Source organism: Wenzhouxiangella sp. XN79A (genome assembly GCF_012272825.1).
Taxonomy (GTDB): Bacteria; Pseudomonadota; Gammaproteobacteria; order Xanthomonadales; family Wenzhouxiangellaceae.
In genome coordinates this window covers 1-22023 of sequence record NZ_JAAWWS010000160.1, presented here as the reverse complement: position 1 = coordinate 22023, position 22023 = coordinate 1, and the positions used below count along the sequence as shown (strand labels likewise).

Genomic DNA, 22023 nt, shown 5'->3' with positions numbered 1-22023 from the left:
CCGGCGGTGGTTCAGTGCCTGAAGTGCCGCCGGCCGGTGAACACCATGGCGATGCCGTGGCGGTCGGCGGCCTCGATGACCTCGTCGTCGCGCTTCGAGCCGCCGGGCTGGACGATGGCCTTCACGCCGGCTTCGGCGGCGGTCTCGACGCCGTCGGCGAAGGGGAAGAAGGCATCGGAGGCCAGCACCGCGCCGTCGAGGGCCAGGCCCTGCTCGGCGGCCTTGCGGGTGGCGATCCTGGCCGAGTCGACGCGGCTCATCTGGCCGGCGCCGATGCCGAGGGTCGCCTCGTCGCGGGCCAGCACGATGGCGTTGGAGCGCACCGCGGCCACCACCGACCAGCAGAACGCCAGGTCGCGCCATTCGCGCTCGTCCGGCGTACGTTTCGTGACCACCTGCATCGCGTCGCGATCCCAGGCCAGCGCATCGGGCTGCTGGACCAGCCAGCCGCCGTCGATGCGGCGCAGCTCGTAGCATCCGCGGGCCGGGTCGCCCGGCGCGATCAGGCGCAGGTTCTTCTTCGCCGATAAGACTTCGCGCGCCGCATCGCTGAAGCCGGGCGCCAGCACGACCTCGGCGAACTGTCGACTGATCGCCTCGGCCGTTGCGCCGTCGAGTTCGCGGTTGAAGGCCAGGATGCCGCCGAAGGCCGAGGTCGGATCGCAGGCCAGCGCCTTGCGGTAGGCCGCCTCCGGCGACTCTCCGCGCGCGGCGCCGCAGGGGTTGGTGTGCTTGATGATCACACAGGCCGGCGCCTCGCCCAGGCCGGCCACGGCGCTCCACGCGGCGTCGGCGTCGAGCAGGTTGTTGTACGACAGCGGCTTGCCCTGCAGCGGTTGTGCGCCGGCCAGGCCGGCCCGCGGCGCTTCGCGCTCGACGTACAGGCCGGCGGCCTGGTGCGGGTTCTCGCCGTAGCGCAGCGCGGCCGCACGGTCCAGGTTCAGGCTCAGGCGCGGCGGCAGGCCGGGTTCGTCGATCCCGGTATCGATGTCGGTGCGGGCCGACAGCCACTCGCTGATCTGGCCGTCGTACTTGGCGGTGTGCGCGAAGGCCCGGGTCGCCAGTCGGCGGCGCAGCGCCTCGTCGGGCGCAGCCGGCAGCGTTGCGATCACGGTCGCGTAGTCGTCGGGATCGCACAGCACGGTCACCCGCGCGTGGTTCTTGGCCGCGGCGCGGACCAGCGTCGGCCCGCCGATGTCGATGTTCTCGATCGCATCGGCCCAGCTGCAGTCCGGGTCGGCCACGGTGTCCGCGAACGGATAGAGGTTGACCGCGACCAGGTCGATCGGTGGCAGGCCGTGGTCGGCGGCCACTGCGTCATCGACGCCGGCTCGGGCCAGGATGCCGCCGTGGATCTTCGGATGCAGCGTCTTGACCCGACCGCCCATGATCTCGGGAAAGCCGGTATAGCCCGATACGTCCATCACCTCCAGGCCGGCCTCGCGCAGCGCGCGCGCCGAGCCGCCGGTCGACAGCAGTTCGACGCCGTGTCCGGTCAGCGCCTGGCCGAGTTCGACCAGCCCGCGCTTGTCCGACACGCTCAGCAGCGCGCGGCGGATGCGCGGTTCGCTGCCGCTCACAGGCCGTAGCGCCGGATGCGGGTGCGCAGGGTCGAGCGGGTCATGCCGAGGATGCGCGCGGCCCGCGACTGGTTGCCGCCGGTATGTCTGAGTACCGTCTCGATCAGCGGCTGTTCGACTTCGCGGATGATCCGGTCGTGCAGGTCGTCGGGGGGGGTCGGCCCCATATCGTCAAGGTACTGCTGAACGGAGCGGGCGACGACGTCGCGCAGGCACGGGCCGTTCGACTCGGGTTTCGATGGCGGCATGCGGGATTCCGGAGGCACTCGGGGGCGGTTGCAAACGGCCGCAAAGCGTACCACAGCGAATGGCCCGAACCGGCGCGGATCGGCATCGAAATGTGGAATTCATCACATTCGTCCGGCGCGCCGGGCCGGCCGCCGGAGCGGGGACGTAACCCGTTGCCGACCGCCGGGCGGTGGCCGCCCGCTTAGTGGAAACTCATGCTGAACCCGGACGGCGCGGAGCCTTCGACGACCATTTCGAGCACCACCGGCAGACGGACGTTCGGCGCCAGCATGCCGTCCGGGTCGGCGGATGGGTCGAGGTAGTCGGCCGGCTCCAGCAGCCGCTGGCCGATCACCTGCTGACTGGCGTCGAACAGCCGCAGATCGATCCGCGGCCACGGCACCGGACGCTCGGCCCGATTGACCAGGACAGCGCTGACGATCACCGCATCGCTGAGACCGGGATGACGGTGGAGGTCACGCGAGACCAGCTCGATGGCCTCCGAGGCCTCGATCGGCGGTGGCGCCCCGAAGCCCAGCGCTTCGGGCTCGACCCGCAGCGATTCGGGGCCGAACAGCTGCACGGCCAGTGCGCCGAGCGCGATCACGACCACGGTCGGCCACAACCAGCGCGCCCAGCGCGGCGGCGGGTCGGGCGAGAAATCGGGTGACGGCACGTCGTCGGCGAGATCGGCCGACGGGTCCGGCCGCTCGCTGGCCTCCGTGGCCTCGTCGCCGTCGAGCAGGGCGTCCTGCTCGACGCGCGGGGTCAGCATCGGCGGCATGCCGTCGGCCGGGATCGGCGGGCTGCCGGTCGTCGGCGGCTCGCGGTACATCGCGGCCAGCGCGTTGATGGTCCGGCCGCAGGAACCGCAGCGGACCATACCGCCGGCCTGGGCCAGATCCTCGGGCCGAATCGGCAGCACGGCCCGACAGTGTTCGCAGCGTGTATACACGGATCGCTCAGCCGGCGCCTGCGTCGTCGTCCGGATCCGACGGCGCGGGGTCCGATTCGGCCGGTTTCGGCCCGGTGTCGGTCAGTCGCCGGAAGCGCGCCAGCTCTTCGGCCAGCAGGTCGTCGAGCCCGTTGATTTCGTCTTCGAGCTCGGCGCGACGGTCGTTCAGCTCGGCAAGATTGCCGCGGGCGCGGGCGATGTCGTTGCGGAGGTGCTCCGGGACCTCGCGGCCGCTGCGCTGCATCGAGGCCGCCTGGTTCACCGATTGGTTGAGCCGGACGCGGGCCTGTTCGATCAGCGAGTCGACCGAGCTGAACTCGGCCATCAGAACGTCGCGCTGGGCGTCGATCGAATCGGTCACGGCCTCCTCGGTGGGGTAGGCGGCCAGGAACAGCCGGTCCTGCTGGGCCTGCAGTCGGTCGCGCTCGCTGGCATCGCGCTCGACCCGCATCCGCTCGGCCAGCTCGGCGCGCTCCTCGGCGGTCGGCGCGCGCGCGACTTCGGCGGTCACGCGGCCCTCGCGATCGAGCTGGGCGTGTTCCTGCTGGACGCGATCGGGCGGCAACGTCTGGCTGTAGTGCGTCTCGCCGTCCTCGTCGACCCACTTGTAGACGGTCTGCGCGGCGGCGTCGGTCAACGCCACCAGCACGACCAGTGCGGTCAGGCTGCGCATGGTCCTCACGACCCTGGGGCCGCTCCGTATTCCCTTTGATAAGCCAGCATAGCAGAGAGATTTTCGTCCCTCGCCAGCTCGCCGGCGACATTCTCGCGAAGTGCATCGACCAGGTCGCCCAGAGTTGCGATGGCAATCACATCGATGCCCGCCTTCATCAGTTCCGACCCGGCCGAGGTGGTGCCGGTTCCTCGTTCCTGGCGATCCAGGCCGACGGCGAATCCGCTGACCCGACCGCCGGCCGCCTCGATCAGGGCTCGGGCCTCGGCGAACGCGGTGCCGGCCGACAGCACGTCGTCGACGACCAGCACCCGGCCCTCGATCGGCGCGCCGACCAGCGTGCCGCCTTCGCCATGGTCCTTGGCTTCCTTGCGGTTGTAGGCCACCGGCGTATCGATGCCGTGCCGGTCGAACAGCCGGACCGCGACCGCGGCCGACAGCGGGATGCCCTTGTAGGCCGGGCCGAACAGCACGTCGAACTCGAGACCCGAGGCGGCCATCGAGTCGGCGATGGCGTCGGCGTAGCAGTCGGCCAGCCCGGCCAGGCTGCGGCCGCTGGCGAACCGGCCGGCGTTGAAGAAGTACGGGCTGATCCGTCCGGACTTCAGTTCGAAGCGGCCGAAGCGCAGCGCCTCGACCTCGCAAGCCAGCGCGATGAATTTCCGGGTCCATTCGTTCATGTCGGCAGTGTACCGCCGCCGCCCCAGTTCGCACCATCCACCGGCTACCATGAGCGCTGACACGCCGAGGCCCGCTCTTCATCCATGCGCATCATCAGCCTGAACGCCAACGGAATCCGCGCCGCCGCCCGCAAGGGCTTCTTCGACTGGCTCAAGCGCCAGCGGGCCGACGTGGTCTGCATCCAGGAGACCAAGGCGCAGGAGTGGCAGCTCGAGGATCCCGCGTTCCGCCCGGCCTTCATGAACACCTGCGTCTACCACGACGCGGAGAAGAAGGGCTACTCCGGCGTGGCGATCTACGCCAGGAAGGAGCCCGACAAGGTGCAGGTCGGCCTCGGCTGGGACGCTTTCGATCGCGAGGGGCGCTGGCTGCAGGCGGATTTCGGCACCACCTCGGTGGTTTCGCTGTATCTGCCGTCGGGGACCTCGAAGGACGAGCGTCAACAGTTCAAGTACGAGTGCATGGAGCATCTCAAGCCGAAGCTCGCCGAATGGGCGACGTCGGGCCGGGACTGGATCATCTGCGGCGACTGGAACATCGCCCACAAGGAAATCGACCTGAAGAACTGGAAGGCCAACCAGAAGAACTCCGGCTTCCTGCCCGAAGAGCGCGCCTGGATGGACGAGGTCTTCGGACCCGTCGGCATGCACGACGCCTTCCGCCGGGTCGACCCGCGGCCGGAGCAGTACACCTGGTGGTCGAACCGCGGCCGGGCCTGGGACAACAACGTCGGGTGGCGGATCGACTACCACGTGACCAGCACCGGCCCGGCCGACAGCGCCGAGCGGGCGCGCATCTACAAGGACGTCCGCTTCTCCGACCACGCCCCGCTGATCCTCGACTACGACGCGGATCTCTGAACGACACTCAAGAGCCCTTGAAACCGCAGGTTACGCAGATGTTCGCAGAAGAGAATCGATGCTGTCGATGAATCCGTGGGTAGCCAGCGTCCCGTTCCGTGGTGGCGCCGGAGCGGCCGGTGGAGTCATGGCGCTGCCAGCAGAAGCCCTCCGTTGCCTGTCCTGTTCAAGTTCTTTTGCCTTTCCTTCTTTCCATCTGCGGTCATCTGCGGTCATCTGCGGTTCCAATTGTTCTTCGGGTTCCGCTGTCCGCGGCCGGAAGGGGAAGAATGGCCACTGAAGCGACGAAGCGGGGCTGGTCCGAGGCGCTGCGGGTCTATGCGCGGCCGTCGGTGGTGCGGATGCTGTTCTTCGGCTTTTCCGCCGGGCTCCCGTTCCTGCTGGTGTTCACCACGCTGACGGCCTGGCTGCGCGATTACGAGATCTCGCGCTCGGCGATCGGCTTCTTCGCCTGGATCGGCACCACGTATTCGATCAAGGTGCTGTGGGCGCCGGTGGTCGATCGGGTGCCGCTGCCGCTGCTCACGAGGCTGCTCGGCCAGCGTCGTTCGTGGATGCTGCTGGCCCAGGTCGGGATTGCAGCCGGGCTGGCCGCGATGGCGCTGACCGACCCGACCGACAGCCTGACCGCGATCGCGCTGCTGGCGCTGCTGGTCGCGTTCTGCTCGGCCACCCAGGACATCACCATCGACGCGTTCCGGATCGAATCCGATGCCGACGAGTTCCAGGCCGCGATGGCGGGGACCTACGTCATCGGCTACCGGCTGGCGATCCTGGTGGCCGGCGCCGGTGCGCTGTACATCGCCGATTTCTGGAACTGGACGGTGGCCTACCTGGCCATGGCCGCCTGCGTGTCGGTGGGCATGCTGGCGGTGCTGCTGTCGCGCGAGCCGTCGTCGGCCGATCGGCTGGACATCGACCGCGATCCGCTGGTCCAGGCCTTTCGTGCCAACACCGCGACCACCGGCTGGCGCCAGGAGGCCGGGGCCTGGATCGTCGGCTCGGTGATCGCGCCGTTCCGCGATTTCATGCACCGCTACGGCTGGCTGGCCCTGCCGCTGCTGGCGCTGATCGGCCTTTACAAGGTCAGCGACCTGTCGATGGCCGCGATGGCCAATCCGCTGTACATCGATCTCGGCTTCAGCCTGTCGGAAATCGCCAGCGTGACCAAGGTCTTCGGTATCGTCATGACGCTGATCGGCGGCATGGTCGGTGGCGTGGTCGTGGCCCGCTACGGCATCCTGCCGATGCTGCTGGCCGGCGCGTTGCTGGTTGCGCTGACCAACCTGGTGTTCGCCTGGCTGGCCACGGTCGGCTACAGCATCCCGGCGCTGTTCGTCACCATCGGCGCCGACAACTTCGCCAACGGCTTCTCGGCCACGGTGTTCATCGCCTTTCTGTCCAGCCTGGTTTCGCGTCGCTACACCGCGACGCAATATGCCTTGTTCAGTTCGTTCATGACCCTGCCCGGCAAGATCATCGGCGGGCCTTCGGGCGTGATCGTCGACAGCGCCGGCTACGTCACCTTCTTCGTCTACGCCTCCGCGCTGGGCATTCCGGCGATCCTGCTGATCGTCTGGCTGATGCGGAAAAGGGCGCTCGAGTCCGCGGCTGATTCATGAGCGATCCGGTCGTGCGCCCCGTCGAGGACCGCGACTTCGGAGCCATCCAGGCGATCTATGCCGAGGCGGTGCTGAACGGGAGCGCATCGTTCGAGCTCGAGCCGCCGACCGTCGAGGAGATGCGAGGGCGTCAGGCGCGGCTGAGCGAACGCGGCTACCCCTATCTGGTCGCAGAACTCGACGCTCGGGTCGCCGGCTTCTGCTACGCGGGCTCGTTCCGCGGTCGTCCGGCGTATCGGAGAACCGTGGAGAACTCGGTCTATGTCGCACGCGAATTCCAGCGCCGCGGCGTCGGCAGGGCGTTGCTGGACCGATTGATCCGTGAATGCGAGTCGCGTGGATTCCGGCAGATGATCGCGGTGATCGGCGGCCAGCGCAATGCTGCCTCGGTTCGTCTTCACGAACGGGTCGGGTTCGAGCGCGTCGGCGTGCTGCGGGACGTCGGGTGGAAGTTCGATGCCTGGCAGGACGTGACGCTGATGCAGAAACGCCTCGGCGCGGCCGAATCGCCGATCGTGCGGTGAAGCGCTGGGTCAGCAGTGGCCCTGATGCAGACCCCGCAACGCCAAAGCGCATTGTCGCGCGAGCAACCGGCCGGCCCGCCTTCGGCACCGGGATTCCGTCTCTGCCATCGAACGCTCAGAGCTCCTGATCGGCGTCGGGGCTGAGCAGGTTCTCGCTCTCGGCATCCTGTGCCTCGACGATCACGCGCTTTTCGATGGTGTGGTCGACCGAGACATCGGCCGGGGCTGGATCGTCGTTGTCGCCTTTCCTGCGCTCCGCGTCGCGCTTCGGCGCGCGGTCCGGCGTGGCGCCGGCCGTGCCGGCGACGCGGTCGACGATCCTGAGGCGATAGACGGGTTCTGGCATGACGATGCCGGCCTCGTCGAAGGCTTCCTTGACCCGGCGGATCGCCTCGCTCTGCACCTTGATGAAGCTGTGGGCCTGCTGGTTGACCCAGCCGTAACAGCGCAGCACGACGTTGGAGTCGCCGAGTGCCTGGACGATGACCTGCACGGCGGGTTCGGGCAGTACCCCGGGGGTGGACTCGAGCGTATCGATCGCCACCTGCTGCGCCGATCGCAGGTCGTGGTCGGTGTCGACGCCGACGTCGAACTCGAAGCGTCGTTCGGGCCGCCGCGTGTAGTTGACGATGACGGCCTTGAACACCATGGCGTTGGGAATGCGCACGTGGTTGCCTTCCGGCGACAGCAGGATGGTCGCGCGCGAGGTCAGCGAGACGACGTTGCCGATCTGGCCCGAGACATCGACCAGGTCGTTGATGCCGAACGGATTGCGGATGCTCAGGAGGATGCTGGCGATATAGTTCTCGACCGTGTCGCGGACCGCGAAGCCGAGCGCCAGGCCGAAGATCCCGGCTGCGCCGAGGATGGTGCCGAGCAGCGCGGTCGCGTCGAGCAGGGACAGCGCGAGCACCAGCCCGAGGACGATGAACACCAGGTGTGCGACCTGGCCGATCAACTCGGCGATGAACACGTTCGGGCTGAACCGCCGATACAGGCCGTGGCGGGCACCGATCCATCGGCCGGCCAGCCAGAACAGCACGAACACCAGCAGCGCGACGCCGAACAGCGGCAGGCCGGCCATCAGACCACGAAACAGCTCGGCGAGCTCGTTGCCGGTGGACTCGAGACGGTCGTCGAGCGCGCGATTCAGGCTCAGGCGATTCTCGACCTCGACCACGCCCTCGACCTGGCCGGCCAGGCGTTCGGCCCGTGCGCTGGTGGCCTGGGCTTCGACTTCGCCGCTGAGTTCGACCACGCCGGCCGACACCGCCACCTCGACACCTTGCAGCGATTCGATCTCGGCGAAGATCTCGCGCAGCCGCTCGCCGATCCGGTGGTCGGACGCCGGCGGAGACGCCGGGTCGATCTGGCGGTCCGACGGCTCGGCCGAAGCCGGGTCCTCGACCTGGGCCGCTGCCGGCAGCCCGGCCAGCAGGGCCAGCAGGATGAGCCAGGTGAATCGGATTCTCGGCAGTCGGGCCATCGCGCGGTGTCCTCCGGGGTCGGCAGCGGTGCGGACGATGCTCGAAGTCCGCTGGGGAAGCTCTGAACAGGTCTGCGCGGGCGCGACGGAGCGCTCGTCATGACGCTTGTCATGACGCTTGTCATGACGAGCGGCGCAATCACCCGGCGTGGCTTCGACGAGCGTGGTTCGGTGATTCCCGAATCAGCGCGCCCGACCCGAACCAACGCGTCCGATGGTCATGACAAGCGGCGCCGTGTGGCCCGCAACGGCCCGTCCCGACCGGGGTTCGCCGGAGACGCCGCAGCTGGCACGCGATGTGACTCGGCCGTCGCCATGGCGACTGTCACTCGCCACGGCACGCACGATCTGCGGCGTTTCCGACTGAAGCGCGCTCCGCGCAGACGTGTTCGGATGTTTCCTGACCCGCATTATTCATGAATCGCCGCGATGATTGCGCCGGGAATCGTTCGCACAGGGGATGTTCCGACCGAGCGGAATACCCTGCTGTATTTCCGAGCGAGGACGATTCGCTGTGCGGACAAGAACCAGGCAAGGGCGCGAGCTCATTCATGAGTAATGCGGGCTAGTGTACCCCGCCACTCATTGTGTGACGTATGGCGAGTCGGAGAGCGTGCAGCTGCAAGGCCTGTCTCGCAGGGAATGGCAGCGTCCTTTCCAGGGGGCGGAACGCGGCAATGTCGACTCGCTGGACGGTACAGGACCAACGAAGGGGCTCACTCGCGGATCGGTGACGATGGCGTCCGTGGTCGGCTTCGGGGACGGCGCACTGCGCGAGATCGTCCGGCGGTTCGGTGCCCGGCGGGCGATCGACCTCGTGCGCCGGCGCATCGACGGCGAAGAACCGGAAACGCGCCCGTGGCCGGCGCGTTCCGGGGTCGATGATTCAAACGATCGTCAGGACGAGCCGTCGGTATCGCCATCGTCCTGGTGGTGGTGATGATGGTCTTCGGGATCGTCGCCGTCGAGGTGGTGGTGCTCGTGCTCGTCGGCGTGACCATCGTTGCCGTGATGGTGCTCGTGCTCGTCGGCGTGGCCGTCGTCGCCGTGATGGTGCTCGTGTTCGTCGGCGTGGCCGTCGTTGCCGTGATGGTGCTCGTGCTCGTCGGCATGGCCGTCGTCGCCGTGGTGATGCTGGTGCTCGGATTCGTGCGGTTCGTGCGAGGGATCGTCGGCCCGGGCCGCACCTGCGGCGAGGCCGAGGCCGGCGATCAGCGCCAGCAGGACAGGAATGTGCTTGTTCATTGGTATTGACTCTCGGTGTGTCACCGGTCGTGACCGCTCGAAGGGTAGTACGCCGGCAAGCGCGGTTACATCGGATTCATCGCGTCCGATCGCCCGGTTCGATCGGGTCGGCAGCGTTCTTCGCTCGCCGGATCGGCGCCGGGACGGCCGGTCGCGAGAGACGCGATCGGCCGAACTGGAACCTGCATCACATTCCACGCGTGCAGACGCGAAGCCGTTCCTCAAGATGTTGATGCAATTGAAAAAAACCTCCGGTACGCTGAGGTCATGCTCGAACATCTCTCGCAGCGCGCGCGGTTCCGTCAGTGGCTTCAGGAAGTCGCTGCCGGCAACGTGAGCGAGTATCCCGAGCCGTCCGACCTGCCCGAAGACGCCCGGACCATGCTCGAATCCGACGATTCGGTCCGGCGTGAGCTGCGGCAGATGCGCAACGACGTCGGCGTGCTGCGCAAGCGCCTGGCCGAGCTGGCCGAGGCCGACGCGGCGCGCGACGACGAGGAACTGGTCCGTCAGCTGGCCGATCGGCTGCGCGAGGCCCGTCGGTCGACCCTCTCGGCCGAAGTCAGCCAGGTCCAGTCGACCGGCGAGCTTCAGAACGCGCTGGACGCGAAGCAGCAGGAGCTCGATCATGCCCGGGATCGCATTGCCCACCTCGAGGCCGAGCTCGACCAGGCCCGCCGGGCGCTGGATGCCGAACAGAAGAAGCTGCTGCCGGTGGTTCGCTACGCCTACCGGCTGCGCCGTCTGGTCCAGAGCATCTATGCCGACGGCGAGCTCGGCGACGAGCACCGCGCCTACATCGTCGATCTCCTGAAGGCCGGCGGCGTGCCGGTCGACGGCGACCGCCGGGAAGTTACCCGCAACTGATCCGCGTCCGTCCGCCGGCCGCGCGATCGGCCGTCGGTCAGTCCTGTCCGGCCAGCCAGCTCTCGATGAGATAGCGCGCGATCGAATCGCTGCGCGGCAGGCAGATCTCGTCGTCGTCGCCCCAGGTGCCGGCGTTGCGCAGCTCGTTTGCACTGAACCAGCGGGCGTCCTCGAGCTCGTTGTCGTTGCGCTGGATCGACAGGGTGCGGGCCGAGGCGTGGAAGCCCAGCATCAGCGAGGAGGGAAAGGGCCAGGGCTGGGAGGCCATGTAGCGGACGTTCTCGACGCCGATGTTGCTTTCCTCCCGCACTTCGCGGGCCACGGTTTCCTCCAGTGTTTCGCCCGGCTCGACGAAGCCGGCCAGCGTGGAGTACACCCCGGCCGGCCAGCCGGGGGCCCGGCCGAGCAGGCAGCGCGGGATGCCGTCGCCGTGCAGCCCGCCGTCGTCGACCAGCACGATGACGGCCGGATCGATGCGCGGGAACGCCACGCCGCCGCAGTGCTCGTCCGGGCAGCGGCGCAGCATGCCGCCCCTCAGATTGGCCGTCGCCGCGCCGCAACGCCCGCAGTGCCGATGGGTGCGGTGCCAGTGGACCATCCCGCGGGCGTAGCTGAGCAGGGCGGCGCTCTGCGCGCCGAGGGCCGGACCGACCTGGCGAAGATCGACGAACCCGGCGTCATCGGCCAGTGCATTCGCTCGATCTTCGGGCCAGTCCGAAAGGTCGGCAGCCAGCACCGGCGCGTCGCCGTCGACGCCGAGCAGCACCAGTTCGGCGAATTCGGCCGCATCCGCCGGCAGCACGTGCAGGTCCAACGCATCGCCGGGTCGGGCGTCGCCGCTGCCGCCGCGCCAGCCGGCGACGAGATTGCGTCCCCGCCAGACCGGCAGCACCCGCGTTTCGGGATTCGCCAGGCTGGCCTCGCGCCAGTCGTCGCGCTCGCGCAGCGGGGAGGTCCGCCGGAGACGCAGCCCGGAGTAGGCCAGCAGCGGCGCAGGGTTGTTGGCATCGGATCCGGGCATGGTCCGGATCACTGTAGCCGATCATCGCGCCCGATCGGGGCACGCGCCGAGACGATGGAGGGTCCGACTGCCCCTGAATGATTCTTGCTCAAGGGTTGCATACCTTTCCTCAATCGGCAGCATTGCCGATATCAATTGGACGGTTCGATTTGAAAGGCGTAGGTTATGAGCCAACCCCGTTCGGGTCCACTCAATCTCATGGGAGATCGCATCATGCGTACATCCACCAAGTCCCTCGCCGCGCTTGCGCTGGCCGTGTCGCTGGCATTGCCGGTCGCCAACGCCTCGGCGATGGACGACGCCAAGAGCAACCAGTTCTGGTGGCCGGACCAGCTCGACCTGAGCCCGCTCCGCGACCAGGACGTTTCGTCCAACCCCTACGGCGAGGACTTCGACTACGCCGCCGAATTCGCGTCGCTCGACCTCGACGCCGTCAAGGCCGACATCCGCGCGGTCCTGACCGACTCGCAGGACTGGTGGCCGGCCGATTGGGGCCACTACGGCCCGTTCTTCATCCGCATGGCCTGGCACTCGGCGGGGACCTACCGCACGGTCGACGGCCGTGGCGGCGCCGGCGGCGGTCAGCTGCGCTTCGACCCGCAGAACAGCTGGCCGGACAACGCCAACCTCGACAAGGCTCGCCGCCTGCTGTGGCCGGTCAAGCAGAAGTACGGCCGCAAGCTGTCCTGGGCCGACCTCATGGTGCTGACCGGCAACGTGTCGATGGAAGACATGGGCTTCAAGACCTTCGGCTTCGCCGGCGGCCGCGAGGACGACTGGGAGCCGGACCTGGTCTACTGGGGCCCGGAAGAAGCCATGCTCGCCGCCGAGCGGCGCGACGGTGAAGGTCGACTGCAGGGACCGCTGGCCGCCACCCAGATGGGCCTGATCTACGTCAACGCCGAAGGTCCGGGCGGCGTGCCCGATCCGGTGGCGGCGGCCACGGCCATCCGCGAAAGCTTCGGCCGCATGGCGATGAACGACGAAGAGACGCTGGCGCTGATCGCCGGTGGGCATACCTTCGGCAAGGTCCACGGTGCGGCCAGCCCGGCCGACTGCGTCGGTGCAGAGCCGGCCGCGGCCGGTCTCGAAGAGCAGGGCCTGGGCTGGAAGAACAACTGCGGCACCGGCAACGGCGCCGACACGATCACCAGCGGCCTGGAAGGGGCATGGACCCAGACACCGACGCGCTGGTCGATGCTCTACCTGTCGAACCTGCTGAACTTCGAATGGGAACTGTCCGAGAGCCCGGCCGGTGGCGCCCAGTGGGTGGCCAGGGACGGGGCGCTGGACAACACCGTGCCCGAAGTGCAGCCGGGCGCCGGTCCGTCGACGCCGATCATGCTGACCACCGACGTGGCGATGAAGCGCGATCCGGCCTACCGCGAAATCGCCGAACGCTTCCTGGCCAACCCGGAGGAATTCGAGGACGCCTTCGCCCGCGCCTGGTTCAAGCTGACCCACCGCGACATGGGTCCGCGCGCCCGCTACGTCGGCAGTGAAGTGCCGGCCGAGGTGCTGAGCTGGCAGGACCCCGTGCCGAGCTGGTCCGGCGACCTGGTCGACGGCGACGGCATCGCCGAGCTGAAGGACGCGATCCTGGACTCGGGCCTGACCGTGCCGGAACTGGTCCGGACCGCCTGGGCCTCGGCCTCGACCTACCGCGCCAGCGACATGCGCGGCGGCGCCAACGGTGCGCGCATCCGGCTCGAGCCGCAGATCGGCTGGGAGGTCAACAACCCGGACGAACTGACCCGCGTGCTCGGCGTGCTCGAAGGCATCCAGCAGGACTTCAACGAAGGCCGGGGCGCCGACGTCTCGATGGCCGACCTGATCGTGCTCGGCGGCGCGGCCGCCATCGAGAAGGCCGCCGCCGACGCCGGCCACGACATCGAGGTGCCGTTCGTGCCCGGTCGCGGTGACGCGACGCAGGAGATGACCGAAGTCGACTCCTTCGCCCACCTCGAACCCTACGCCGACGCGTTCCGCAACTACTACAGCGACCGCCATTACTTCGCGCCGCTGGAAGCGATGGTCGACAAGGCCGCGCTGCTCGATCTGACCGTGCCCGAAATGGCCGTGCTGGTCGGCGGCATGCGGGCGCTGGACGCCAACGTTGGCGGCGTCGACCACGGTGTGTTCACCGATACGCCCGGGCAGCTGACCAACGACTTCTTCGTCAACGTCCTGAGCATGGACTACGCCTGGAGCAAGTCCGACGAGATGGATGGCATCTATGTCGGCCGGGATCGGGACAGCGGCGAAGCGATGTGGACGGCCACACCGGTCGACCTGGTCTTCGGCTCGAACTCCGAGCTGCGCGCCGTGGCCGAGGCCTATGCGTCGGCCGACGGTGACGAGGAGTTCATCCGCGATTTCGTCGCGGCCTGGACCAAGGTCATGACGGCCGACCGGTTCGATGTCGACACCACCATGATGGCCAGCAACTGATTCCGATCGGCTGCTGACGGACCATCGAAAACGGCGGCGCCCCGCGCCGCCGTTTTCTTTGCTGCGGTCGACGCGGAGTGCTGCTGTCGTGACGTGACCTCTGGCAGACGACCCGGCCGGGTCGGGGCGCTATCGAGGTGGCATGGATACCGTTCCCCACGCTGGCGATCGTTCGGCCCGCTTCTGGGACCGCACCGCGGACAAGTACGCCCGCCGGCCCATGGCAGACGACGCTGCCTACCGGCACAAGCTCGAGCAAACGCAGAAGCGTCTGCGGCCCGGAATGCATCGCCTGGAAACGGGGTGCGGCACCGGCTCCACGGCGATCGAGCAGGCGGCCCACGTGGAACGGATCCACGCCACGGACTTCTCGCAACGGATGATCGAGATCGGTCGCGACAAGGCGCGTGCGGCCGGAGTCGATACCATCGAGGTCGAGACCGCGTCGTTGGCCGACGTTGCGTCTCGGGGTCACCGCTACGACGCCGTGCTGGCGCTCAGCGTGCTGCACCTCGTCGAGGATCTCGACGGCGCACTGGCCGACATCCACGAACTGGTCCGGCCCGGCGGCCTGTTCGTGTCCAACACCGGCTGCCTGGCCGACGGCATGAACTGGCTGCGGCCGATCCTGGCCGTCGGTCGCTGGTTCGGCAAAGTCCCGCCGGTGCTCGTCCTGCATCGCGCCGACCTCCTCCAACGCATGCAGGACGTCGGCTTCGAAGTCGAATATGAATATCGGACCGGCAGCGGGCGGGTCGTGTTCCTGGTCGCGCGGCGGCAGTGACCGCGTGATATTCCGTCCGTCGGGCGGTCTGCGGGCGAGCATGCAGCCGGCTTCGGTCGTTCGAGTCTGTTGCAAGGCGTTGCGCCGCGCTATCCTCGGGACCGATCATTTCCAAGCCTTCCGGTGAGACCTGCATGAACGCTGTCCGAACCCTGCTGCTGACCCTGGTCCTGGCGCTGCTCCCGCAGTCCGTGCCGGCCGCGGTCGCTGATGACCACGCCGAGCTCGAACGGCTGCTGCACACCTTCCTGGCCGCCGCCGACGCCCGGGCGATCCACGAGTCCTTCTGGGCCGATGACCTGATCTACACCGCCTCGTCGGGCGAGCGCTTCGGCAAGGCCGAGATCCTGGCCGGCTTCGATGGCACCGGTGACGACGACCCGTATCCACCGAGCTACGGCGCCGAGGACGTGACCGTCCGGGTCATGGACGACGTCGCCGTGGTCACCTTCCGCCTGACTGCCGACCAGGACGGCCAGCGGATTGCCGAGTACTTCAACACCGGCGTATTCCGGCGCGCCGGCGATTCCTGGGCGGCGTTCACGTGGCAGGCAACGCGGATTCCGGCCGACGACTGACGGGTCCCCGGCTGGTGACGGACGCACCGGCCGGGTATATTTCGAAGGATGAAGTATCGATTCGGCCCCTACCTGCTGGACGCCGAAACGGGCGCGCTGGTCGGCCCCGACGGGCCGATCACGCTTCGTCGCCAGACCTTCCGGCTGCTCGAAGTGCTGCTGGATCATGCGCCCGCGCTGGTCGATCGCGACACGCTGCTCGACGAGGCCTGGGGCCGAACGGCCCTGTCGCCCAACGTCCTGCCGCAGGCGATCAGCGAGCTTCGTCAGGCGCTGGGCGACTCGGCCTCCGACCCTTCTGTGATCGAAACGCTGCATCGTCGGGGCTACCGCATCCTGCCCGATGTCGAGCCGATCGAAACGCACGGGGCGGGCGCCTCGCCGGACCGCGCCCGGCCCCCGTGGACGGCGCTGCTGTCGGTGGTGGCCGTGTCGGTGCTGGCGCTGGCGTGGTGGTGGCAGGGCGCCGATCGGCGCTGGCTCGAACGCGAGTTGCTTCCGGCCGTCGAGGCGCAGATCGAGACCGACATCACCGCCGCCTGGCGGCTGGTTCGAGAAGCCCGGGAACGCGTCCCCGACGACCCCCGCATCGAACAGCTGTGGCTCGATCTGTCGCTGCCGGTCTCGCTCGACAGCGAGCCGACGGGTGCCCGGATCGAGGTGGCCGGCTACGGCGCGGGACCGGCGGACTGGGTGCCGATCGGGACGACGCCCCTGGCCGATGAACGGCTGCCGCTGTCGGCGCTCCGGTTCCGGGTGTCGAAGGCCGGCTTCGAGTCGATCGAGGTGGCGCCCAGCGTGTTGCCGTTCGCCGAGCCGTTCCGGCTGCACCCGGCCGACGAGGCGCCGGACGGCATGGTGTACGTGCCGCCGGGACCGGCCCGGTACCATCGCGAGCGCGCCGAGCTGCCGGGATTCTGGATCGATCGGCACGAAGTCACCAATGCGGACTACCTCGAGTTCGTCGAAGCCGGCGGGTACCAGGACCCGGCGCTGTGGCCCGAACGGGTCGAAATCGACGGCGAGATGCTCGATCGCGCAGCACTGCTGCGCCGGTTCGTCGATGGGACCGGAATGCCGGGGCCGTCGAGCTGGGCGTTCGGGACGTATCCGGACGGCGAGGGCGGGCATCCGGTCAGCGGCGTCAGCTGGTTCGAGGCGTCGGCCTATGCCGAGTGGGTGGGCAAGCAGCTGCCGACCGCGTTCCACTGGTACCGTGCCGCCGGGCTGGGCGGGGACCAGGCAGCGCTGTTCTCGGAAATCCTTCCGGCGAGCAACTTCGGCCGCGACGGGACGACGCCGGTCGGCGAGGCCCGGGGGCTGGGGCCGTTCGGGACCTACGACATGGCCGGCAATGTACGGGAGTGGAGCCGGACCCGCGCCGGGAACCGCCCCTACGCCATGGGCGCGGCGTTTCACGAGAACAGCTACCAGTTCACCGATTGGCAGGTCTTCGAGCCGACCACCCGCGACCGCGGTGCCGGATTCCGCCTGATGCTGCAGGCCGACGAGACGCCTGACGTGCTGCCCGGTACCGTCACGATCGAAGCCAGATCGCCGGCCGACCCGGTCGACGACGAGACGTTCGCGATCTACCGCCGGCTGTATGACTACGACAAGACGCCGCTGAACGTCGATCTCGTGGCCGTCGGCAACGACCACGCCGACTGGCGCCGGGAGCGGATCGAGTTCGACGCGGCCTACGGCGACGAACGCGTCATCCTGCAGCTCTTCCTTCCCGAAGACGTCGAGCCGCCGTACCAGACCGTCGTCCACTTTCCGGGTGGGGACGCCCGGCTGCTCGACGACAGCAATGATGCCGGGCTGCTGCATGTCGAGCCGTTCCTGCGCACCGGCCGGGCGGTGGCCTATCCCGTCTTCAAGGGCACGTTCGAGCGCGGGCCGGTTCCGCCGTCGGGTCCGATCGGAGTGCGTGACCTGCTGATCCAGCAGGCCAAGGACCTGCGTCGCACGCTCGATTACCTCGAGACCCGAGACGACATCGATACCGATCGCCTGGCGTTTCACGGAGTCAGCTACGGTGCCACTCGTGCTCCCTATCTGCTGGCCACCGAGCCCCGCTTCGCGATCGCGATGCTGGTCTCGACCGGCCTTTCGCCGACCGAGCATCTGCCGCCCGAAATCCAGCAGGTCGACTATCTCGCTCGCGTGACGCTGCCGCTGCTGCTGGTCACCGGGCGCAACGACCTGACGATGTCCTACGAGGAATCGCAGCGCCCCTTCTTCGAGCGTCTCGCGACACCGGGCCCGGACAAGCAGCACGTCGCGCTGGACTCGGGCCACCTCCCGCCGGGCTACACCGAGCTGTCCCGCCACCTGCTCGAGTGGATCGACCGCTGGTTCGGTCCGGCCGGCGACGGGCGTTTCGCCCAGGCCGTCGATATTCACTCAAGCCCATGATTTGATCGAAATTTAAGGCGTTTCTGAGGGTTTCTTCAAGTGTTCGGCCGTGCCGTCTCCGACGATGGACCTGCGATGACGGGGTGGACCCGCCGTCGCATCGACCCATGACAAGGAGTACGACGCATGACGCTGTCCAATCGTTCGAACATCCCGATGATCCGATCGGCCGCGCTGGCCCTGGTGCTGGCCGTCGCCGTCCAGTTTTCTCCCGACGCACGCGCGCAGTCCGGCGGGATGGGCGCACCCACCGAGCGGATGTGCATCCTGCTCGGCATGCTTGGGGTGCAACCGCCGGCCTGCCGCGATGAGGCCGAGCCGGGGCTGCCGCAGGACGTCCTCGACCAGCTCGACGCACTGGCCCTCTCGATCATGCCCTTCTTCAACTACGACGTCGCCGTTTCGGCCGGCTGGGACACGATTCTCGGCGAGTGCGTGGAGAGTCCGATGGGGGGCATGGGCTATCACGTCCACAACATGGACCAGTTGATGAACGGCCACCTCAACCTGCTGCGGCCCGAAGTGCTGCTCTACGCGCCGACCGAAGACGGATCGATGCAGTTCCACGGCGTGGAGTACATCATCCCGGCCGACCTCTGGACCGAGCCGTTTCCGCCCGAGTTCCTCGGCCAGGAGCTCGAGTTCAATCCCAACGTCCCGCCGAACGGGATCTGGGCCCTGCATGTCTGGGCGGCCACGCCGAACCCGGACGGGCTGTTCGCGCCGTTCAACCCGGAGGTCAGCTGCCAGTACGCCGTCGGCGAAGACTGACAGCGTCGTTCCGTTCGGGAGAGGGCCGGTCCAGCCGGCCCTCGTCATGCCGGACGGCCCCGGTTGGCGTGCTGTCGTCGAGTTGTCGTAGCATTGCCGTAGCGGCGCTGCCCGGTGCGGCGCTATCGTTGCGGCTCCGAACGACGACCGAGCAATGCCGACATGAGAATCGATTCCCTTCGGGTCCGCGCCTTGCGCCGGGCCCGCCACTGGTCGCAGGACCAGCTGGCCGACGCCTGCGGCCTGAACCTGCGCACGGTCCAGCGCCTGGAGTCCAGCGGACGTGCATCGCTGGACTCGTTGCGAGCGCTGGCCGCGGTGTTCGAGGTCGAGGTCGACTCGTTGTCCGTCGACTGCGGCTCGGCCATGGCACCGAGCGGTGCCGTGGCTGCGATCCGCAGCGGTCTGCAGCGCTTCGACGACTTTTCGGGGCGAAGCGGCCGGCCCGACTACTGGTGGTTCATGCTGGCGGTGATCCTGGTGCTGGCCATGGGCGCCTTGCTGCACCCGGTCGTTCATGGCCTGATCGCGCTGGCCCTGATCGTGCCGATGCTGGCGGCAGGGACGCGCAGGTTGCGTGATGCCGGGGAAAGTCCCTGGTGGCAATTGTTCTGGCTGGTGCCGTTCGGCCTGGTCCTGGTGGTCTGGCTGCAGACCCGCCCGACCGCGCTCGCGCCCGCGTCTCGACCGGGCGGATGAAGCCGAGCCGCGATCCACGATCGAGCCGGATCGAAGCGGCCGCTGCGCTGCTGGTCGACGCCTTCGACGACTACAACGCACGGTTCTCCGACATCACTCGCCGCGCCGAGCGCCACTTCCGGCGCCGTGACTGGGCCCGCCAGGGGCGCGATGCGCGGGCGCGGATCCGGCTCTACGACGACTGCATCGCCGAGACCATCGGCCGGCTGGAAGGGGCGCTGGCCGAACGGCTGCTGTCTCGATCGCTGTGGCTGGACATCCATGCCCGCTATGCCGAGCTGATCGACGACCGGCTCGATGCCGAGCTGTACAAGACCTTCTTCAACACCACCAGTCGCCGGCTGTTCAAGACGCGTGGCGTCGATGCCGGGGTCGAGTTCGTGGCGCTGGACATCGAACCGACCGCGCACATCACCCGGCCGGTCGACCGGCGGATCTACGGACTGGCCGACGATCCGGTCGACGCCTGCCGTCGCCTGCTCGCCGAGCCGGACCTCGGCCTGGGCGAGGAGGCGCTGGAGGAAGGGGCCGCGGCGTTGGCCGAGCGGTTGAACGCGACGCTGGCCGACGACGGCGGGCCGCTGGCCATCGAACTTTTGAAGGTCCCGTTCTTCCGTGATCGACGGGCCTACCGGATCGGCCGGGTGCTGGCCGCCGAACGCTGGCGGCCCTGCGTGATTGCACTGGACCACCCCGACGACGGCGTGCGGGTCGATGCCGTGCTGCTCGATCGCACCGCGGTCAGCATCCTGTTCGGCTTTACCTACAGCTACTTCCACGCCGACCTGCCCACGGTCGGCGATGCCATCGTGTTCCTGCGCACACTGCTGCCGGACAAGCCGGTCGACGAGCTCTACACCGTGCTGGGCCGTGCCAAGCAGGGCAAGACCGAGCGGTATCGCCGCTTCTTCCATCATCTCGGCCTCGATCGTGACGATCGGCTGGTCGAAGCCGACGGCAAGCGCGGCATGGTGATGGTGGTATTCACGCTGCCGTCGTTTCCGCTGGTGTTCAAGGTCGTGCGTGATCATTTCGCGCCGGGCAAGAAGATCGGCCGCGAGCACGTGCTGGCCCAGTACCGCTACGTGTTCAACCACGATCGGGTCGGCCGGCTGATCGATGCCCAGGAATACCGCCACCTGGCGTTCGCCCGCGACCGCTTCGACCCGGCCGCGCTCGAGGAACTGCTGAACGAATGCGCACGCGCGATCGAATTGCGCGGCGACACCGTGCTGGTGCGCCACTGCTTCGTCCAGCGCCGCGTCCGACCGCTGGACCTGTTCGTGCGCGAACAGTCCGACGAGGTCGCACGCGCAGCGCTGCTCGACTACGGCCAGGCCGTGCGCGACCTGGCCCGCTCCAACCTGTTCCCCGGCGACCTGTTCCTGAAGAACTTCGGCGTCACGCGCAGCGGCCGGGCGGTGTTCTACGACTACGACGAAGTCTCGAAGGTCACCGACCTGAACGTCCGCCGCGTGCCGCCGGCTCGCTCGGAAGAAGAGGAATTCGCCGACACGCCCTGGTACCCGGTCAACCCCGGCGACGTCTTTCCCGAACAGTTTCCCCGGTTCATGGACCTTCCTGCCGCCCATCGCCGAGCCTTCCACGAAGCGCACGGCGAACTGTTCGATCCCGACTGGTGGAGCGCGCTGAAACAACGGTTGATCGAACGACCGGACGCCGACGTGCGGCCCTATGCCGAAGCGGCTCGATTGCAGGCCTGTCGCGATCCGGGTGCCTGAGTCCTGACTCCGGCCGGCAGCTGGTTGCCGGCGCCGTTTCTGAACGGCGCCTTGCGCGAAGGTTTCTTCTGGTCGGTTGTTTCGCTTGTGTCGGAGTGATTGCGGCTCGGTTGGGTGAACGGCCCTTCGGGTGGGTGGGTGGGTGTCGTACTTCTGGTGCGGTGAACGGCCCTTCGGTGGGCGGATGTCTTGCGTTCGGTGGTTTGCTTGCCTCTGGGTTGTTGCTTCCCTTGGCTACAAGCGTTTCGCCACGCGGGCTTCGCCCGCTTTCTGGCGAGGTACTTTTGTCAAACGCCACAAAAGTACCCAAAAGGGCTTTTTTACAAGCGCGCGTACCGGGCGGGGTTTGCCCTCCGGTGAGGGTCGTGGCGCGGAAAATCGCGCAGTGCCGTGGAGATGGAAGGGCTTGCCGGGTACAGAGGGGTCAGAGCCCGAGGCGAAGCCGGATCATTGCCGGTGGCTCGGTTCGAACACAGGCCGCTTCGGTCGACGGTTGTGGCCGACCAACGCCTCGTCGGCCTGGCCCTGACTTCTCGGATGCATCCGTGGCGGCTGTGCTTCTCGTGTCTTGCTCGCCTCTGGGTTGTTGCTGCCCAGGGCTACAAGCGTTTCGCCACGCGGACGTCGTCCGCTTTCTGGCGAGGTACTTTTGTCAATCGCCACAAAAGTACCCAAAAGGGCTTTTTTAAAAGCACGCGTACCGGTCGGGGTTTGCCCTCCGGCATGGGGTCGTGGCGCGAAAAATCGCGCAGTGCCGCGGAGAAGGAAGGGCTTGCCGGGTACAGAGGCATTGGAACCCGAGGCGAAGCCGGATCATTGCTGCTGGCTCGGTTCG

The 22023-nt window shown here is 68.1% G+C and carries 20 protein-coding genes; 12 read left to right on the top strand and 8 right to left on the bottom strand.

Annotated elements, in window-relative coordinates; genetic code table 11:
* Positions 1–11 precede the first annotated feature (11 nt).
* From purH to pyrE, 5 genes are all read right to left on the bottom strand, one after another.
* A complete protein-coding gene (gene purH / locus HFP89_RS13350; RefSeq protein WP_168718169.1) occupies positions 12–1580 on the bottom strand; it encodes a bifunctional phosphoribosylaminoimidazolecarboxamide formyltransferase/IMP cyclohydrolase in 1569 nt (522 codons plus the stop codon).
* A complete protein-coding gene (locus tag HFP89_RS13345) occupies positions 1577–1828 on the bottom strand; it encodes a helix-turn-helix domain-containing protein (protein ID WP_168718168.1) in 252 nt (83 codons plus the stop codon). The genes purH and HFP89_RS13345 overlap by 4 nt, the downstream gene beginning before the upstream one ends.
* A 182-nt stretch (positions 1829–2010) precedes the next feature.
* Positions 2011–2763, bottom strand: coding sequence for a zinc-ribbon and DUF3426 domain-containing protein (locus tag HFP89_RS13340; protein WP_168718167.1), 753 nt, complete (start codon positions 2761–2763; stop codon positions 2011–2013).
* Between the two features lie 7 nt (positions 2764–2770).
* Positions 2771–3436, bottom strand: coding sequence for a DUF4124 domain-containing protein (locus HFP89_RS13335; RefSeq protein WP_168718166.1), 666 nt, complete (start codon positions 3434–3436; stop codon positions 2771–2773).
* A 5-nt stretch (positions 3437–3441) separates the two neighbouring features.
* A complete protein-coding gene (gene pyrE / locus HFP89_RS13330; protein WP_168718165.1) occupies positions 3442–4116 on the bottom strand; it encodes an orotate phosphoribosyltransferase in 675 nt (224 codons plus the stop codon).
* Positions 4117–4200: 84 nt separating this feature from the next.
* Here pyrE and HFP89_RS13325 point away from each other — a divergent pair, with 84 nt between their 5' ends.
* From HFP89_RS13325 to HFP89_RS13315, 3 genes are all read left to right on the top strand, one after another.
* Positions 4201–4977, top strand: coding sequence for an exodeoxyribonuclease III (locus HFP89_RS13325; RefSeq protein WP_168718164.1), 777 nt, complete (start codon positions 4201–4203; stop codon positions 4975–4977).
* 269 nt (positions 4978–5246) lie between these two features.
* On the top strand, positions 5247–6599 hold the full coding sequence (locus HFP89_RS13320; protein WP_168718163.1) for an MFS transporter: 1353 nt from the start codon (positions 5247–5249) through the stop codon (positions 6597–6599).
* Positions 6596–7123 carry a GNAT family N-acetyltransferase gene (locus HFP89_RS13315; RefSeq protein ID WP_168718162.1) on the top strand — a complete coding sequence of 176 codons (528 nt, stop codon included), beginning with the start codon at positions 6596–6598 and terminating at the stop codon, positions 7121–7123. Before HFP89_RS13320 ends, HFP89_RS13315 begins: the two co-directional genes overlap by 4 nt.
* Before the next feature lie 115 nt (positions 7124–7238).
* On the opposite strand, the gene HFP89_RS13310 is transcribed toward HFP89_RS13315, so the two are convergent.
* Positions 7239–8609 carry a mechanosensitive ion channel family protein gene (locus tag HFP89_RS13310; protein ID WP_168718161.1) on the bottom strand — a complete coding sequence of 457 codons (1371 nt, stop codon included), beginning with the start codon at positions 8607–8609 and terminating at the stop codon, positions 7239–7241.
* 613 nt (positions 8610–9222) lie between these two features.
* Here HFP89_RS13310 and HFP89_RS15855 point away from each other — a divergent pair.
* A complete protein-coding gene (locus HFP89_RS15855) occupies positions 9223–9549 on the top strand; it encodes a hypothetical protein (protein WP_206212371.1) in 327 nt (108 codons plus the stop codon).
* On the opposite strand, the gene HFP89_RS13300 is transcribed toward HFP89_RS15855, so the two are convergent.
* Entirely contained in the window at positions 9507–9854 is a 348-nt protein-coding gene (locus HFP89_RS13300; protein WP_168718150.1) for a hypothetical protein, read from the bottom strand. The two genes, HFP89_RS15855 and HFP89_RS13300, sit on opposite strands and share 43 nt — an antisense overlap.
* 267 nt (positions 9855–10121) lie before the next feature.
* Here HFP89_RS13300 and HFP89_RS13295 point away from each other — a divergent pair, with 267 nt between their 5' ends.
* Entirely contained in the window at positions 10122–10721 is a 600-nt protein-coding gene (locus HFP89_RS13295; RefSeq protein ID WP_168718160.1) for a hypothetical protein, read from the top strand.
* A gap of 37 nt (positions 10722–10758) precedes the next feature.
* Here the strand turns inward: HFP89_RS13295 and nudC are convergent, their stop codons facing one another.
* Positions 10759–11742, bottom strand: a complete 984-nt coding sequence (gene nudC / locus HFP89_RS13290; protein ID WP_168718159.1) for an NAD(+) diphosphatase — start codon at positions 11740–11742, stop codon at positions 10759–10761.
* A gap of 291 nt (positions 11743–12033) precedes the next feature.
* Between nudC and katG the strand changes: the two genes are divergently transcribed.
* From katG to aceK, 7 genes are all read left to right on the top strand, one after another.
* A complete protein-coding gene (gene katG / locus HFP89_RS13285; RefSeq protein ID WP_277347529.1) occupies positions 12034–14193 on the top strand; it encodes a catalase/peroxidase HPI in 2160 nt (719 codons plus the stop codon).
* 142 nt (positions 14194–14335) lie between these two features.
* Entirely contained in the window at positions 14336–14977 is a 642-nt protein-coding gene (locus HFP89_RS13280) for a class I SAM-dependent methyltransferase (protein WP_168718157.1), read from the top strand.
* Between the two features lie 134 nt (positions 14978–15111).
* Positions 15112–15555: a nuclear transport factor 2 family protein gene (locus HFP89_RS13275; RefSeq protein ID WP_168718156.1), complete on the top strand. Its 444-nt coding sequence runs from the start codon at positions 15112–15114 to the stop codon at positions 15553–15555.
* A gap of 48 nt (positions 15556–15603) precedes the next feature.
* A complete protein-coding gene (locus HFP89_RS13270; RefSeq protein WP_168718155.1) occupies positions 15604–17976 on the top strand; it encodes an SUMF1/EgtB/PvdO family nonheme iron enzyme in 2373 nt (790 codons plus the stop codon).
* Positions 17977–18102: 126 nt separating this feature from the next.
* Entirely contained in the window at positions 18103–18747 is a 645-nt protein-coding gene (locus tag HFP89_RS13265) for a hypothetical protein (protein WP_168718154.1), read from the top strand.
* Between the two features lie 162 nt (positions 18748–18909).
* A complete protein-coding gene (locus tag HFP89_RS13260) occupies positions 18910–19446 on the top strand; it encodes a DUF805 domain-containing protein (RefSeq protein WP_168718153.1) in 537 nt (178 codons plus the stop codon).
* Positions 19443–21188, top strand: a complete 1746-nt coding sequence (gene aceK / locus HFP89_RS13255) for a bifunctional isocitrate dehydrogenase kinase/phosphatase (RefSeq protein ID WP_168718152.1) — start codon at positions 19443–19445, stop codon at positions 21186–21188. Before HFP89_RS13260 ends, aceK begins: the two co-directional genes overlap by 4 nt.
* The last annotated feature ends 835 nt before the right edge of the window (positions 21189–22023 follow it).

Excerpts from the sequence above, each read along its gene's own strand:
- HFP89_RS13325 (WP_168718164.1), top strand. The coding sequence starts at position 4,201 with ATGCGCATCATCAGCCTGAACGCCAACGGAATCCGCGCCGCCGCCCGC.
- nudC (WP_168718159.1), bottom strand. The coding sequence starts at position 11,742 with ATGCCCGGATCCGATGCCAACAACCCTGCGCCGCTGCTGGCCTACTCC.
- HFP89_RS13310 (WP_168718161.1), bottom strand. The coding sequence starts at position 8,609 with ATGGCCCGACTGCCGAGAATCCGATTCACCTGGCTCATCCTGCTGGCC.
- HFP89_RS13275 (WP_168718156.1), top strand. The coding sequence starts at position 15,112 with ATGAACGCTGTCCGAACCCTGCTGCTGACCCTGGTCCTGGCGCTGCTC.
- HFP89_RS13335 (WP_168718166.1), bottom strand. The coding sequence starts at position 3,436 with ATGCGCAGCCTGACCGCACTGGTCGTGCTGGTGGCGTTGACCGACGCC.
- HFP89_RS13270 (WP_168718155.1), top strand. The coding sequence starts at position 15,604 with ATGAAGTATCGATTCGGCCCCTACCTGCTGGACGCCGAAACGGGCGCG.
- HFP89_RS13320 (WP_168718163.1), top strand. The coding sequence starts at position 5,247 with ATGGCCACTGAAGCGACGAAGCGGGGCTGGTCCGAGGCGCTGCGGGTC.
- HFP89_RS13345 (WP_168718168.1), bottom strand. The coding sequence starts at position 1,828 with ATGCCGCCATCGAAACCCGAGTCGAACGGCCCGTGCCTGCGCGACGTC.
- HFP89_RS13300 (WP_168718150.1), bottom strand. The coding sequence starts at position 9,854 with ATGAACAAGCACATTCCTGTCCTGCTGGCGCTGATCGCCGGCCTCGGC.
- HFP89_RS13315 (WP_168718162.1), top strand. The coding sequence starts at position 6,596 with ATGAGCGATCCGGTCGTGCGCCCCGTCGAGGACCGCGACTTCGGAGCC.
- HFP89_RS13280 (WP_168718157.1), top strand. The coding sequence starts at position 14,336 with ATGGATACCGTTCCCCACGCTGGCGATCGTTCGGCCCGCTTCTGGGAC.
- HFP89_RS13265 (WP_168718154.1), top strand. The coding sequence starts at position 18,103 with ATGACGCTGTCCAATCGTTCGAACATCCCGATGATCCGATCGGCCGCG.
- katG (WP_277347529.1), top strand. The coding sequence starts at position 12,034 with ATGGACGACGCCAAGAGCAACCAGTTCTGGTGGCCGGACCAGCTCGAC.
- HFP89_RS13295 (WP_168718160.1), top strand. The coding sequence starts at position 10,122 with ATGCTCGAACATCTCTCGCAGCGCGCGCGGTTCCGTCAGTGGCTTCAG.
- aceK (WP_168718152.1), top strand. The coding sequence starts at position 19,443 with ATGAAGCCGAGCCGCGATCCACGATCGAGCCGGATCGAAGCGGCCGCT.
- pyrE (WP_168718165.1), bottom strand. The coding sequence starts at position 4,116 with ATGAACGAATGGACCCGGAAATTCATCGCGCTGGCTTGCGAGGTCGAG.
- HFP89_RS13260 (WP_168718153.1), top strand. The coding sequence starts at position 18,910 with ATGAGAATCGATTCCCTTCGGGTCCGCGCCTTGCGCCGGGCCCGCCAC.